The 13642-nt window shown below is 57.1% G+C and carries 11 protein-coding genes; 1 reads left to right on the top strand and 10 read right to left on the bottom strand.

What is annotated here, in order from left to right:
- Window positions 1-37 precede the first annotated feature (37 nt).
- The 9 genes from RM531_RS15850 to RM531_RS15810 form a co-directional block, all read right to left on the bottom strand.
- Window positions 38-1048, bottom strand: a complete 1011-nt coding sequence (locus RM531_RS15850; protein ID WP_311660687.1) for a peptidoglycan-binding domain-containing protein — start codon at window positions 1046-1048, stop codon at window positions 38-40.
- A gap of 19 nt (window positions 1049-1067) precedes the next feature.
- On the bottom strand, window positions 1068-2720 hold the full coding sequence (locus RM531_RS15845; protein WP_311660686.1) for a hypothetical protein: 1653 nt from the start codon (window positions 2718-2720) through the stop codon (window positions 1068-1070).
- Entirely contained in the window at window positions 2717-4162 is a 1446-nt protein-coding gene (locus RM531_RS15840; RefSeq protein ID WP_311660684.1) for an ATP-binding protein, read from the bottom strand. The genes RM531_RS15845 and RM531_RS15840 overlap by 4 nt, the downstream gene beginning before the upstream one ends.
- Before the next feature lie 14 nt (window positions 4163-4176).
- A complete protein-coding gene (locus RM531_RS15835) occupies window positions 4177-6663 on the bottom strand; it encodes an Hsp70 family protein (protein ID WP_311660682.1) in 2487 nt (828 codons plus the stop codon).
- A 4-nt stretch (window positions 6664-6667) separates the two neighbouring features.
- Window positions 6668-7051: a hypothetical protein gene (locus tag RM531_RS15830; RefSeq protein WP_311660681.1), complete on the bottom strand. Its 384-nt coding sequence runs from the start codon at window positions 7049-7051 to the stop codon at window positions 6668-6670.
- 246 nt (window positions 7052-7297) lie between these two features.
- Complete coding sequence (locus RM531_RS15825) at window positions 7298-7897, bottom strand: hypothetical protein (protein ID WP_311660679.1); 600 nt, start codon at window positions 7895-7897, stop codon at window positions 7298-7300.
- On the bottom strand, window positions 7897-8394 hold the full coding sequence (locus RM531_RS15820; protein WP_311660677.1) for a hypothetical protein: 498 nt from the start codon (window positions 8392-8394) through the stop codon (window positions 7897-7899). The genes RM531_RS15825 and RM531_RS15820 overlap by 1 nt, the downstream gene beginning before the upstream one ends.
- Window positions 8395-8438: 44 nt before the next feature.
- A complete protein-coding gene (locus RM531_RS15815) occupies window positions 8439-9047 on the bottom strand; it encodes a class GN sortase (protein ID WP_311660675.1) in 609 nt (202 codons plus the stop codon).
- On the bottom strand, window positions 9041-11173 hold the full coding sequence (locus RM531_RS15810) for a marine proteobacterial sortase target protein (protein ID WP_311660674.1): 2133 nt from the start codon (window positions 11171-11173) through the stop codon (window positions 9041-9043). The genes RM531_RS15815 and RM531_RS15810 overlap by 7 nt, the downstream gene beginning before the upstream one ends.
- Window positions 11174-11315: 142 nt before the next feature.
- Here RM531_RS15810 and RM531_RS15805 point away from each other — a divergent pair, with 142 nt between their 5' ends.
- Complete coding sequence (locus RM531_RS15805; RefSeq protein ID WP_311660673.1) at window positions 11316-12101, top strand: helix-turn-helix domain-containing protein; 786 nt, start codon at window positions 11316-11318, stop codon at window positions 12099-12101.
- Window positions 12102-12216: 115 nt separating this feature from the next.
- Here the strand turns inward: RM531_RS15805 and RM531_RS15800 are convergent.
- The coding region (locus RM531_RS15800; protein ID WP_311660672.1) for a DEAD/DEAH box helicase at window positions 12217-13642 on the bottom strand (1426 nt) is incomplete at its 5' end.

The raw sequence follows: 13642 nt of genomic DNA, 5'->3' as shown, positions 1-13642 counted from the left end.
AAGGGAGACATTACACCGGTAATCCGGGTGATACTGATTACGGGGGAAACGTCATGGGGAAGCTTACGGCAGGCTCGTTTTCGCTTAAGCTTGGTTGGGAGGCACCACGTTGATTACTGCTGGAGGAGCGCTCTTGTTTGATAGATTTATTGGTTCGGAGAGACTCTATTAGTGTTTTCGATGGACGACCTGTAACCGGGATATTCGCGCGTTTTTGATAATCGCGGATGGCGTTGGCCGTATTCGGACCCATCAAGCCGTCTTCGCGGCCAGCGCCGAATCCACGTTCGTTGAGTCGAGATTGAATTTCACGTATTTCCGCCCTGCCAAGACGAGTACTCGTACTTTCGGATGCGCGCGATGGAGTCGTAGATCTGGAATATCGTGATTCCAGCTCAGCGATAATCTGTGACCTGTATTTGGAAACGTCCGTGCGTGCCCGGCTCAAATTGCCCACTCGGTATCTAAATTCTGCGCATCGCGAGTTGTAGTTATCTACCCGCGTATTGTGCGAATCTACGTAATCATTTCCCCAGTTCGCCAGCGTCTCGATGCGGAGCTCTTCGCGAATGCACCATCGAATCTGGGAAATGCCAAGAACCCGATTTCTCCCAGTTGGCGGCTTCTCAACCCGTAAAGACTCATATCCACTCGCACTACGCGCTGAGGTGGCCGAGGGTATATCGGTGTCGGATAATAAATCGTAAGACGTGGATGAAGGATAGTCATCCGTTTGATCGACTGCGCTGTCATCGCTAAGCTGTTCGCCGACAAAAGCGAGGAGGAGGACTCCCGCAAAAATGGCGCCAATAACCCAGGCTGCGGAGTTGTCATCTCCGCTTTCGGGTGCGTTGCGAGCAGAAGAGGAGGTAGTTGTGGTTTGCGCAGTTCTGCGATCACGCTCCGAGGATCCTGTGTTCCGGGAATCGGTGCCTGACGCTTTATGATTGGTGCCCGTTGTTTTTTTAACGGTTACTCGTTTGGGCGCCTCATCGGCAAGAGACCCTAGACCTCTAAAACCATGATTTTGATTGTCCTTGTCGCTCATGGATAGGAACCGATGAACTCTAATGTAGTAAAGAGCTGAGTTTTCCGTTTGACGGGTTCTTGAAATAAGCTCTGATAGCCGTCTCCAATATGTGCGCGTTATCATCCTCCTGGTATTCAAGTACGGCGTTTACTTTCTTCTCATCCTTTTTTTTGATCACGAAGCAACCACCTCCATTTGTTACGACTAAATCACCCCAGCAGCACAGTACGTGTTCTTTTGCACCAAAGAGCTTCGAGCGGGGTAATTCTACGCCTGTATCACGAACCACGGCTTGTCCAAAGTTACGGACTCCACCATCTCTCAGCTCCACAAGCATCTCAGTCAGCAGCCTTACGCAAACGCCCTTCCATAGACGTTCTATAAGATTGGCGTAAATAGCTTCGTTCTTTAGCTCGATGATCCTAGGAGACCCATTTTTATTCTTGAATACGACTTTGTAGGTAGTTCCGGTGGGGACGCCGTGCGTATAATGCTTCGTACCGCCCCAGCGTACCGCAGTTATGGAATGTAGCGGAGTTTCTTTGCCATTCCACTCAATGGCATCAGCTGATATCTCGACCTGCTTTTTGAATATGGTTCCCCATTGCGCCCGGTAGCTCATTTCGTCGCGCCACGCTTCGGACTCTTCTTGGGAATGCTCTATCATTTCAGCGCGTTTCAGAGCAATGTCGTCTAATGCTGCTGCGTCTTCGGAAACCTGTTCGATTACGTGGTCAAGTTCGGCAAATACCTGGTGCTGCAAATCGGTCAGGCGTTTTGCTAAGTCAAGCTGGTTGTGCTCGTTGTACAGCCAAACGGCTAGATCTCGCACAAGCCGCGCCATGCTCTCGCTTGCTTCATGGATAAGTCCACGGCTGCGCACGCTCACCTGAATTGGTTGTGCTACCACGTCCCAGTTTTTTACGAGTAACGCGAAGTCGTCGATCAAACGACTTAGCTGCTCCTCATCAGCCTGGATATCGGCGGCCTGCTTGATGTTATCGGCTGCTACCCGAACGGCTTCATCCTGCTGTTCGAAGTATGCGCGGGCATCCACTTCGTAGGCATCCACAAGATCGTCCAGGAGAACAGGAGCGGGGTGCGCCCCTACGTCAGTAGTTTCTTCCACAACATGGGTGAGGAAGTAAACCAGCGCCTTGGAGCTCAATTGATTGAACGAGTCCCTGAGTAGCCCGCGCAAATCAGCTCGTCGGGATTCCAGTGCTTCTTCTACTAGCGTTAATTCCGTGATTTCAGGGAAGCCAGATATCGCACGATCTTGGTTCAATAAGCTTTGGATCTCTTCGGCATCGACGTGTTCAAACGTTTCACAAATCGTAGCTACCACGTCGGCAAACTGGGATTTCGATAATTCGCCAGCGCATTTGGTAAAGGCAGACGCAACGACGTTTGCGGTCGCCAGTAGTGGGCCGTTTTTCGTCTTTAATAACGAGGATGGTTTGTTAACGAGTGCATTGGCGGCGTCCTGGCAACGAGCGGGTGATATACCGGGCATCCAGGCAATCTCGGCTGCCAATCGTCTCCTGGGATTGGTCAGGGTCGATCGGGCTTCTGCCACGACTTGCTCGTCTTGGAGCAGCGTCTGTTCATCCGCCAACTCCACTAGCCTCTGACGACTGTCGCGCGTATTGGCTCGCAGCACATGGAACGGGTTCTCTTCAATAATCATTTCTCATCTCGGTCCCATACGAATCCAATAGGTCGAGTGGTCTCACTCTTTTTCTCTTTAGGCAGTGCTTCCACTGCCTTTTCCAGTTGGGCCTGATGAATTTCAAGGCTACCGACTCTTGCGGCCAATCGACCTGCCTCTTTTACGACAAAGGCAATATCGGACGGCGCTTTTCCCGCCAACACGTGAGTGACATGGCCCAAGTCTAAATTGGACGCCGTTGGCAATGTTTCCAAAAGCGATTCTAATAGAGCTGCAACCTCTTCCTTGGAGGGCATGCCTACCTCAATTACGTGATCGAAACGGCCACGCCGCAAGATCGCAGGATCGATCATCTCGAGCCGATTGGTCATCCCTGCGATGAAGACGCGGTTTTCGATTGCCTCTGGTATCCGGCGTAAAAACTCACTCACTTCTTCCACACGGTGTGAGGCGCTGCCGGCGCTGCCTTGGCGATCAGGCAGAAACGCTTCCATCTCGTCGATGATGATTGCCGATGGTGCATTCTCCACCGCCTGCTCGAACACCTCCGCGACTTTCTTGCTGGTCTCGTGGATATAGGGGCTGGCGACACTAGAAGCTTGGATGCGAAATGTTGGCCAATCCAGATATTCGAGCAGTCGCTCAACGGCGAAAGTTTTCCCGCAACCCGGCGGGCCATGCAAGATAATGGCGGAGGGGAAATGAATCCCTAGTGCAGCGTAGCGCTCGGCATTTTCGACAATGTCGATCACATGTTCCTTGAAGAAAGTTTCGAGTTCAGGTCTGCCGGCTAAGGTGAACGAGACTGGCTCATTTCGAATTGAATTTGGCGTCCTAGGTATTGATTGCTGTGCATCAGTCACCGAGCTCGTATCGCTAATTGTGTCTGGCTCTGCCGGGGCGGCGTCCCCTATTAGTCCGGCGATTCTGGTCAATTCGCAAATCTTGGTTTCATCGATCCACGGAGCCAGCGCCTTGATGCGTCGGTGGGAGTGAATCGACACGCGGACGCCGCCACTCACCCAAAACCCGAGTAACTCAGCGTCACTGACAGGCTCAGATAAAGCCCATAAAGGCAGCAGCACCGAATAGCGCTCAAAATATAGCGCGTCGCCGAGATCTTGGTCGGGCAGGGCGCCCCGCGTTCTATCCAGGCTATGAGCAAAACTCGCAATATCGTCCTCTGCGTATGACGATGGCGGCTTCGTTGTCTCACATATCAACTGCTCGAGGCCGGCGGCGAGACATACATATTCCTTAGTGCCGAACTGAAACGAGTACAGCGTATTGCTAGCGAGCAAACCCGCCGTGGCCCAACGATTGCCCGTGATCTGTTCTACTACCAACAGCTTGGAGGCACGGTCGCCGCTTGCGTAAAGCTGGTACTTGTCATTCCCAGCATGCACAGCACCTAGCTCATAATCGGCAATGCGAAAGCCTGTAGGAAGCCAGCGATCCATCCTGCGAATACCGCTTACGCAGACATGATATTGACGCCGGCAATAAGATCCGCATCCGAACTGCCCAATATCCGAATCTGGCCCAAGTGAAAAAGCACGTTCCGCAGTGTATCGATGTCATCATTGCGCAGAGCGTTGCCACCTTCGGCTATCAACTGATTGTACCGTTCCGGGTCGCTAAAGTTGTGCGGTGACTCCGCGGCCAACTTGAATCGGTCGACAATAAACCAGTCCTGGCGTTGCAACACGTCGGAAAAGCGATATCGGATTTCTTGAGCTGCCTCCTCGAACTTCCTGGTCGGGCTATCGATCTCCCTTCTCGCTGTGCGAATGAGGTTTTCGATCGCATTTGCCTCACTGGGCTTGGCCATTTCCTGGATACCGTCCGCGAACAGCTTCTCCAGCGTCTCCAGCTCTCGCTTGCGCATGGCGGGTAGATTCTTGCGACGTACGTTTGCCAATCGCCGTTTGGCTTCTTGAATGGCTTCCAGCCCTTCTTGCACACTCTCCGGATCGTTGGAGTCCGTACGCTTGGCCGTATCCAGCTTGGATCGAACAGGATCAAGTTGGTCCGCTGGTACATCGGAGTCAATTTCGTCCAGCCGGCTCTCCATTCGGTCGAGTTCGTCGGAGAGGGTTTGGCCTGCCTCATTCAAGTTGAGTTCGCTTCCCTGACGGGAGTAGAAGTTCTGACCTGATTTGAATGAGGCGGATACGATGGGCACGGATACCTCCAGGCTAATATGCCCTGAATCAGAAACCTCGTATTCACAGTTAAGGTCCGCTCCGTTCGGTATTACGCCTTGGTCAAAATCATTGCCACCAATCCCGAAGGTTCCGATAAATCGGTTATCTGTGACTGGGTCTGAAATCTCGCCCTCCCAAAGCTTGAAATTGAGGGTACTCGTTGAGCCAGACTTGAGCGACTCCGTCGCTTTCAGAGTAATCGTGCCCGATTTGGGAAGCTGATCGCCCGCCCGCAGAAGGTATTCCAAACGGGTAGCGTGGCCTGATTGATCGAGCACTTCGACACCTACCGAATGTGAGGCGGGGATAGCATCGACGGAAGCCGCTGTCCGGGTGATGACGATGCGGTCATGGGCCAAGCTGATCGGCGTTCCGTCAGCCGCGAATGCAAAGACCTTGAATGTGTTGTTGCCTCGCGTCTGTAAGGTCAGGTCCGCCGCAGCTCCATTCACGAGCGACATGCGACCAGACGACCAGCCGGTGTCCAGCGAGTCGATTTGGAACTCGGCATTCTCGATGGGGTTCTGCATTGTCACGGCGATCTTCGCCGTAGCGGCCGGTGTGCGGGACTGGTAGTTGAACGCAACACCGGTATCCTCGGTGCTTCCTAATGTCTGGCGAACGTCTTTGCGTCCCCGTTTCTCGCTGGCCCAATCCACCGATTCGGCAAAAATGGCGGCGCCAGAAGCGACCGCCGTCATAGGGTTGATGTCCGTGCTCGCAGGCACGCCGAGCTCGAATGAGACTTTATCTCTCAGCGGCTTGTATTGCGTCGGCCCGCCGACGAATACGATCCGTTCCAGATCCGAGCCAGAGAGTCCTGCCTTTTCCAGCGCTTCACGGGCAGCGCCTAGAGTTTCATCAATTTTGGGGGCGACAAGCTCATCGAGCTGAGCGCGTCCAATCTCGATCTCTAGGTAAATTTCTTCCCCGTGCTCGTCGTTGGCTCTTATCTCGGCTTCGGTGAGACTGATTACTGCGCTTTCGTTCGATGAAAGCTCGATTTTTGCGCGCTCCGCAGCCCAACTAGCCAAGCGAAGCAGTTGCTTATACTCCGGATTAACGGAAAGGTCATCGGGCAGCGCGAAGTTCTCCTTGAGCCACGGTTTAACAATGTTGTCGAGCAGCAGGCGGTCAAAGTCTCTGCCACCGCATACCGCGATACCACCGTGAGACAACAAGCTCACCCGCCCAGAGGTGCTCTCGGCTATCGATATGTCCAGCGTGCCCCCACCCAAGTCATAGACCAGAAACATGCCGTCTGGCACCGTCGACTGCATGACGCTCATCACCGCGGCGACGGGCTCTTGCATTAACGTAACTGCCCCGATACCCGCTTTCTCGGCGGCCTCTAGAGTTGCATCGCGCTGCATCTGATTGAACGCTGCGGGCACCGTAATCACGGCGCCCTCCACCTGACCCTGGCGCATTTCCTCCGGCAGGTAGCCGAAAAGCGTGCGCAAAATTTCAGCCGAGCATTCCTCTGGCGTCAATTCTTTGTCGACAGCGGGTAGCTTGATCGGTGTACTCGTACCCATGAACCGCTTGAACAACTTCGCCGAGCTATCTGGGTTCTGCGGTTCCATGTCGTAGGCGCGTTTACCCGTGTAGCGATTGCCCCGCCGATCGTAATAGATAACCGAGGGCGTCACGTCGTTTTGCTCGGGACTTTTGAGTACTTGAATATCCGTGCCGTTGTAAGAGCAAATCGCGCTGTTGGTTGTACCCAAATCGATACCAACGTACATAACCATCTCCCTATCCTTGCTCGACTTTACGAAGCGTCACCGTGCCCACCTGCAACACACCTTCTTCTCCCATTACCACCGGCTCTATCATCTGCTCGATTTCGAGGACGTCATCGGGCTCGAAGTCGTCCAGATTTAAAGGGGTCACGGCCATTCCGGACTCGAAACGTTGGCCGGTCAGATCGACCAGCCGGACTCCGATTCGCTCCAATACCGAGTGAACTTTCCCCCGGAACCAGTCGACTTGGCTCACATGGCGTCGTTGGTCGGAAGCGTGCAGCTTACCAACGATCCGCATCGTCGTATTGGCAAACCGCCAGGCTTCCAGTGCCAAATTAAAGGCAGCGTCGCGGGCGTCCTCATCTCCGAGTTCTCCCGGATTGTCATCGGTCATAAAGCCTCCGGACGTTAACGGGCGTTGGCTTGTTGTCGAGCTTAAGTCTGTGGGGTGCTATCAATGCGACAATTGGTACACGCTGCGCCCGATGCTGTCGATACAATAAGGGCTGATGCATCCTGAAGTCTGGACCGAACCCGATTAAGACTCCTCTCCAGTGCGCATCGAACTTACCGATAGCGCAACATGCGTTCTGGTAGCCAGAGTTCTTCAGCGTTCAATAATTAGGGTAATCCAGTCACGCTACAGATTGGCGCGGTTGTTAGCTAACTCGCTGAGGAGGTACTCAATCTGATTGGTCAGCACCCAACTGCTTGCGGTGTAATTGTTCGCGACTGGCGCTGCCACGATTAACGGCAGCCAAAGTACCTGGACAATCTTTTCCGGTGCGCTCGAGGAGAAGGACTCTCCATTACCGTTCAATTTATGTAAAGACATATCTGCGTAGTAGTCAGCCCACACCGGTATCAGCATCATCGTAAATCCCGATAACATTGCTAATGCTTGGCTTTGTTCGTACTTGGTACCCGTCACCATAAGGCGAAAATGCAGATGGTGATCACTGCGCTGATCCGGCGGTGCATAAATAATACGCTGGTACCAGCCGGTTTCTCTCAACTTCTCTCTTACCATCTTGACTACGTCTGCCTTCGAGACAGCATCGAAGCGACCTATGTCGTAGCCGAAGCTGACTGAGTAAGTAATATCTTCTGAATGGTTCGGCTCCTGTTGCTTTGCCTCTTTCCAGTCATAGTCTGGAACATAACCGACTGGGATCGTGGCGCAGCCGGCAGCAAAGATCGAGCAAATTAGAATTGCTGCATTCTTGATGTGGCCCCCCATCACTCCGCCGCCTTGGCCATGAAGACGGCCTGTTGGTCGAACTGACTAACATCGTAGGAGCCGCTCAGATTCTCGCTCGAATATGTGGTCGAAGTGCCGGAGTACGTTGTGCTGCCGTAAGGCGTACTTACGGTACCTGAGTGATACGTCGTATCCGTCGTAGGTAAGGAGATCGTGAAGTGGTTTTCACGGCTTCCCGTGTACTCCGCTCGCACGATTACGATGTCTGCGCCCACCTGCGTAGCATGATCGACGGCCTTAGAGCGGGCCGCCCACTCACCTTGAAAGTTTGATACTCCAAGGACGACGTACCCACGTTTTTGATAATCCTCGACTCGTGACTGAATATCGAATACTTCGACAGTACTGACCTCGTTGCCAGGACTCGCAAGATCGTCTGGATTAACGCCGTAGTCGCTATAGTAAGTTTCAAATCCGTTCGTACTCTGACAGGCGGAAGCTAAAATGCAGAAGGGTATCAGGCAAAGGGCTTTCATATACCTCCTTGGCTCATGTCATTCGTCGGCACTGTGTGCAACGGTTACGGTGAAACGGCGGTGGCCCGGACGACATACCGATTTGGACCGAATGTAATGCTATCAAAGGGATAGCAGGTAGCTAAGGCTAAACCCGGCTGATTGTCCGCCGGGTCAAGCGAAAATGCGGCCCAATGCAATATCTTGTTTCCCGTAACTTTGTAGTCGTGGACGTTTCCCCTCATATCGGCAACTGTGATCGTGTCACCAGTCTTCAAATCCTCGAGAAACGCGAAATGCGTATCCCGATGGGCTGTCAGGACTGTGGTGCCGGGCTGCCCCGGCGCTGCCGTGCCCGGTAGTACCGTCGGCCCGAAGGCCATCGCCTCGCCGGAGCCACCGCTCAGCACGATCTGATCCACGCCCAGGCGGGGCACCCGCAGGCGGGCGACCGGCGCCATGTCCGCCCACGGCCAGGGCTTCTGCGCGGTGCCCGAGGCCTGCGAGACCTCGAAGGCCGAGTTCAGGAGGATCTGGGCGACCATCGCTTTGGCCGGGATGACCGCCGCCTGGGCGGCCATCCAGATCCCCAGTCCGGCGACGGCGATCAGCAGGCCCCGGACAAGAATCGGCATCTTCGGTTCCGGCTGGCGTTGTGTCGCCACACTCAGCATGACGTGCCCTCCGGACGGCCCCGGCGACGGGTCAATGCCAGGCCCGCCAGGGCGAGCAGCGTGAGCAGCACCCCGGTCCTTAGCGGCCCCGCGAAGTTCATTGCCGTCTGCGGCAGTGGTATTGCCGTGCGTGCGCCATCGATACCCGCCAGCTGTGTCCCGCCATCCGGGGCCGTGAATTCCTGCCGATCTCGCCCGAACAGCCTCTCGAAATCCCAGCCTGCTGGAAGATTGATGGGCAGGTCGCTCTCGGTCAGTGGTGCCCCGTCCGGCCGGCTCGGCTTGTCATCCACCGCGACCAGGCTGGTTTGTCGGGTGACGATGCCGAAGCGCATGCCGAGGGCCTCGGTCCGCGCATCGGCTGCCGCCGTGTCGAGCCGCCCCAGCAGGCGATCGGCCTCGATGGCCTCGATGCGCCGCCGCGCCCAGCGTTTGGCCACGGCCGTGCTGGGCTGGGCATGGGCGAGTTTCATGGTGGCCTGCCAGGGCTGACCACCGCGCCGGCCGCGAAGTGTCAGGGTCCCGGTGAGCTCGTCGGCACGGCCCAGCAACACGATCGGTTCGCCCGCGTGGACATCGGGCAGGGCGTGGGGCGTCAGGCGCAGCCCGGCATCACTGGTCTCCACCGTCAGGTCGGTCAGCACCGGACGGCGCAGACGCTCAAGCAGCGCCGTTATCCCTGCCTCGACATCCGCTGGCCGGCTGATATAGGTGAAGGTGCCGCGACCCAGGCTCGCCATGCGGGTCATCAGGTAGCTGTTTGGGGCCGAGCCGATCCCCACCGGAAACACCCGGGTGGTGCCGGCATGCCGGCCCACCATGGCCAGGATCTCGGCTTCGTTCGAGATCGCCCCGTCCGTCAGGAATATCACCTGCCGCAGGCGGCTCTCATCCTCGACCGCCGTGGACAGGGCCGCCTCGACCGCCGATAGCATCTGGGTTCCGCCACCGGCCTCCAGCGATCGGGCATAGCGCCGGGCAATGTCGAGATTGGCCGGCGTGGCCGCCACGCCGGTCTCGAACAGCCGGGTGGTGGTGTCGTTGAAGCGGATCACATTGAAGCGGTCCCCGGGCGCCAGCGTGTCCAGCGCCTTCACCAGGCTGGCGCGCGCCTGGCGCATCGACTCGCCGCCCATCGACCCGCTGTTGTCGATCACGAAGACCAACTCGCGCGGGACCGGTGGCGTATCCGGCAGGTCCGAGGGCGGGGTGATCGTGGCCATCACGTAGTCTTCGTCATCCACCCGCTGTCGGAACAGGGCCACCGAGGGTTCCTGTGCCGGCGCCTGCCAGTGCAGTACGAAGTCCCGGTCCGCCGGCACCTCGCCGTCGGCCAGCCGGATGCGGCGCCGATCCCCGGCGCCTTCGATCACCACGTCATGGTGCGGACTCTCGACGCCTGCCGGCACGAAGCCCGGCCGCAGGTCCACCCGCACCGATACCGGATTGATCCGCTCGCCCAGTGCCGGATTCAGCACCGGCGACTCGGAGACCGTGCCCGAGTTACTACTCGGGGTCTTGCCACTGCCTGATCCGCCGGCCTGATACCGCGGCCCGGCCACCAGCGGCAGCCGCAACGAGTAGCGTCCCGCCGCCTGGCGGATCGGCATCTGGAACTCGATCGAGACCAGCACCGTCTCCCCGGGCCCGATATTGGCCACCCGATTGGTAAACAGATTCGGGCGCTGCTGGCTGACCAACCCGGCCTTGCGGCCGTCGGCCTTCGCGGTCTCGTACATTTCCCGGGCCTTGCCCCGTGGCTGGATCTCGCCAACGATCACCTTCTGCCCGACGACCATGGTGAGATCATCCACCGCCGCATCCGGGGGCAGGGGATAGTGATAGGTGGCCGCCATCCAGGCCGGTGAAGTGTTGCGGAAGGCCTGGGTCACCCGCACCCGGGCTAGCGGGCCGGTCACCGTGACATCCAGGTCCGTGCCCAGCCGCACCGCCGGCAGACTCTCCGCCGTCTCGTTGCGGGTCAGCTCGAGGGTGCCGCTGCGGATCGACTCGCCGGCCGCGGCCGGCAGGACCGCGGCCAGCATCAGCAGGCAGATGAGATGACCCACTGCGTGGCGGGTGTGTGCGCGGTGATGCATGAACTGTCGTGTCGGGTCGGTGTGCATGGCGTTGCTCCGTGTGGGAGGAAGGACGGTGCAACGCTAGGCCTCGCCCGTGCCGGACAGCCATGGGCAAAGTCGGCCGATATCCGCCGATGTCCGTAGACAGGGGCAGCCCGGTCCGGCATGGTCGCGGGACTGTGCAGAAATGTGCGGGTTTGTACGGGGCGGGGTGATGGTCAGCCGGGATACCGATCAGATCGACAACGAGACCGTGGCGGGTGCCGTGCGCGAAGCGCTGGCCCGGCGGCGGCTCTCGCGCCAGGCCGTGGCAGAGATGGCCCGAGTGAGCCTGTCCACCCTGGAAAAGGCGCTGGCCGGGACCCGGCCCTTCACCCTGGCCACCGTGATTCGGCTGGAAGAAGCACTGGGCACGCGCCTGCGGGAGGTCGGCAACGGAAACGCATCGTCGCCGGTCGATGCCGGCCCGACCCTGGCCGATGACAGCCTGGGCGCCTACTCCCGTCAGGCGGTCCGATGGATCGAGGGGGCCTATCTCACGCTGCGGCCCAGCTTCAGCGAACCCGACGGCATCTACAGCTATGTCACCACCATCCGCTGGATCGACGATGCCGGCCACCTGGGCTATGCCGAATCCAAGCGCACGGACGCCGACTTCGAGCAAGTGGGGCAGGTGTCCATGCCGCACCTGTCGGGGCACATCTACCTGGTCACCAACGAGGGCGGCCAGTACCGGATGATGATGCTCGGCCGACCCACCGTGCAGGGCACGCTCTACGGGGTGCTCTCGACACTGGAAGTGGGGCAGGGGTCACAGCTGGTCCCGTCGGTCGGGCCCGTGGTGCTGATGCGGCTGGACCGGATCACCGACCCGGAGTTCGGGCTTATCGCCCCCGGCAAGTCCGCGCATCGGCGCTACCGCACGGTCCTCGACGAGGCCACGGCGCAGGACTTCGTGCGGATTCATCGATGACCATGACGATAGCGTGGCTACCCGGAAAAGACGACAGACTATCCGCAACTAGAACAGCCAAAGGATTACGGTAACGGTTGAACCTGGAGAGAAAAGGGTTAAATCAATCTAGGTGCTAATTGTAATTTTTCCCACTCGGGGCAAGGCTACTGTCCAGCAATTGTTCAAGCTCTTGGTCGTCGCAGTCGCTTGGTGCCAATAGCTGTTTACTCAATGAGCGTTTTCGTTCGAGTAGCTTATGCAAATTGCGGTCAAAACTTGCGTCTTGGTAGCGGGGGTGAATTGCCATGGGGTAATGAACTGACACCGCTCTGTCCTGACCTATTCGATAAACACGGTCCGTGCACTGGTCCTCCACGGCTGGATTCCACCAGCGCGATAGATGAACTACGTTGTTCGCGGCCGTGAGTGTAAGTCCAACTCCCGCGGCTTTCGGGGAAAGCAGGAATAGATCGAACTGAGTACGGTCTGCTTGCTGAAACTCTTCAACAATTTTCTGCCGTCTATGACCGGACGTTTGACCGTTTATTCTTAACGGTGGGCGTTGCATGCTGTAGCGCTGCTGTATGTACTGGATTAGAAGGTCCTGGATTTCTCGATACTCGATGAATACGAGTACTTTCTGATCAGAATTCGCTATGTCGTCGACAACTTGAAACAGCCCTGTCAAGCGTGCGGATGACTGCACGGTCTCGTCGGTTATGCCCTCCGGACCAGGGTCTTCCGGGAGCAAGCTGACCCGCCGCAGGTGTTGCAATGCCTTCAGGGTGGATCCTGGGCCGACTTCCGCGTTCTGGACCTGATCGACAATTGCATCGTATGCCGCTGTCTGCCGATCCGGCATTACCTTCTCGATCCGGTTTTGCTGGATAGAGGGCAATCCGGACAGGTGATCCTCTTTCATTCGTCGGAGTACGCGGGTAGGAGGATGCTCCTCGAGCAGTTGTGAACGGAGACTGCTTAGCTGGCCGGCGGAATCTGATTCTTCGCTCGTGCTTGCTTTCTCGTAGAATGATTCGAATGCTTTTAGGCTACCTAGCTGCCCCGGCGCAATGGTGTCCATAATCGACCAGATATCGGCGATCCTGTTTTCTACGGGGGTACCAGTTAAAGCAAGATAGAAGTCAGCATGGACCGATTTGGCCATGTCGTGTGTGAGTGACGTGGGATTCTTTATTTTCTGAACTTCGTCGTAGACGACAACGCCCCAGTGAATATCGACGAAAAGGTTGATGCGGTCCCGCAACGTTTCATAAGTGGTCATCACCCAGTCTGTCTGGGCTAGGCGTCTGTGGCGCTCGCTTAAACGCATCTGAGCGAGTTCTTTCAGGTCTGGGCCGTACGCGCGAAACAACTGGCCAAGTCCGGGGCGTGATAAGTGTAAGTCCTCCTCAGCTTCCCAATTCCTGAGTAGCCCGGTGGGCGCTACCACTAAAAATGGTTTTGATCCCCGATCGCATTGTTCTTGAACCCAGGCCAAGAAAGCTAATGTCTGCAAAGTCTTGCCGAGTCCCATGTCGTCAGCTAGGAGCGCGCCATTA

Source organism: Spectribacter acetivorans, from assembly GCF_031846305.1.
In the GTDB taxonomy this organism is placed as follows: Bacteria; Pseudomonadota; Gammaproteobacteria; order Nevskiales; family Salinisphaeraceae; genus Spectribacter; species Spectribacter acetivorans.
This window is presented reverse-complemented; position numbering and strand designations above follow the sequence as displayed.

Coding starts and splice junctions, on each gene's coding strand:
- RM531_RS15850 (WP_311660687.1), bottom strand. CDS start 1,048: ATGAGCGACAAGGACAATCAAAATCATGGTTTTAGAGGTCTAGGGTCT.
- RM531_RS15845 (WP_311660686.1), bottom strand. CDS start 2,720: ATGATTATTGAAGAGAACCCGTTCCATGTGCTGCGAGCCAATACGCGC.
- RM531_RS15840 (WP_311660684.1), bottom strand. CDS start 4,162: ATGGATCGCTGGCTTCCTACAGGCTTTCGCATTGCCGATTATGAGCTA.
- RM531_RS15835 (WP_311660682.1), bottom strand. CDS start 6,663: ATGGTTATGTACGTTGGTATCGATTTGGGTACAACCAACAGCGCGATT.
- RM531_RS15830 (WP_311660681.1), bottom strand. CDS start 7,051: ATGACCGATGACAATCCGGGAGAACTCGGAGATGAGGACGCCCGCGAC.
- RM531_RS15825 (WP_311660679.1), bottom strand. CDS start 7,897: ATGGGGGGCCACATCAAGAATGCAGCAATTCTAATTTGCTCGATCTTT.
- RM531_RS15820 (WP_311660677.1), bottom strand. CDS start 8,394: ATGAAAGCCCTTTGCCTGATACCCTTCTGCATTTTAGCTTCCGCCTGT.
- RM531_RS15815 (WP_311660675.1), bottom strand. CDS start 9,047: ATGCTGAGTGTGGCGACACAACGCCAGCCGGAACCGAAGATGCCGATT.
- RM531_RS15810 (WP_311660674.1), bottom strand. CDS start 11,173: ATGCACACCGACCCGACACGACAGTTCATGCATCACCGCGCACACACC.
- RM531_RS15805 (WP_311660673.1), top strand. CDS start 11,316: ATGTGCGGGTTTGTACGGGGCGGGGTGATGGTCAGCCGGGATACCGAT.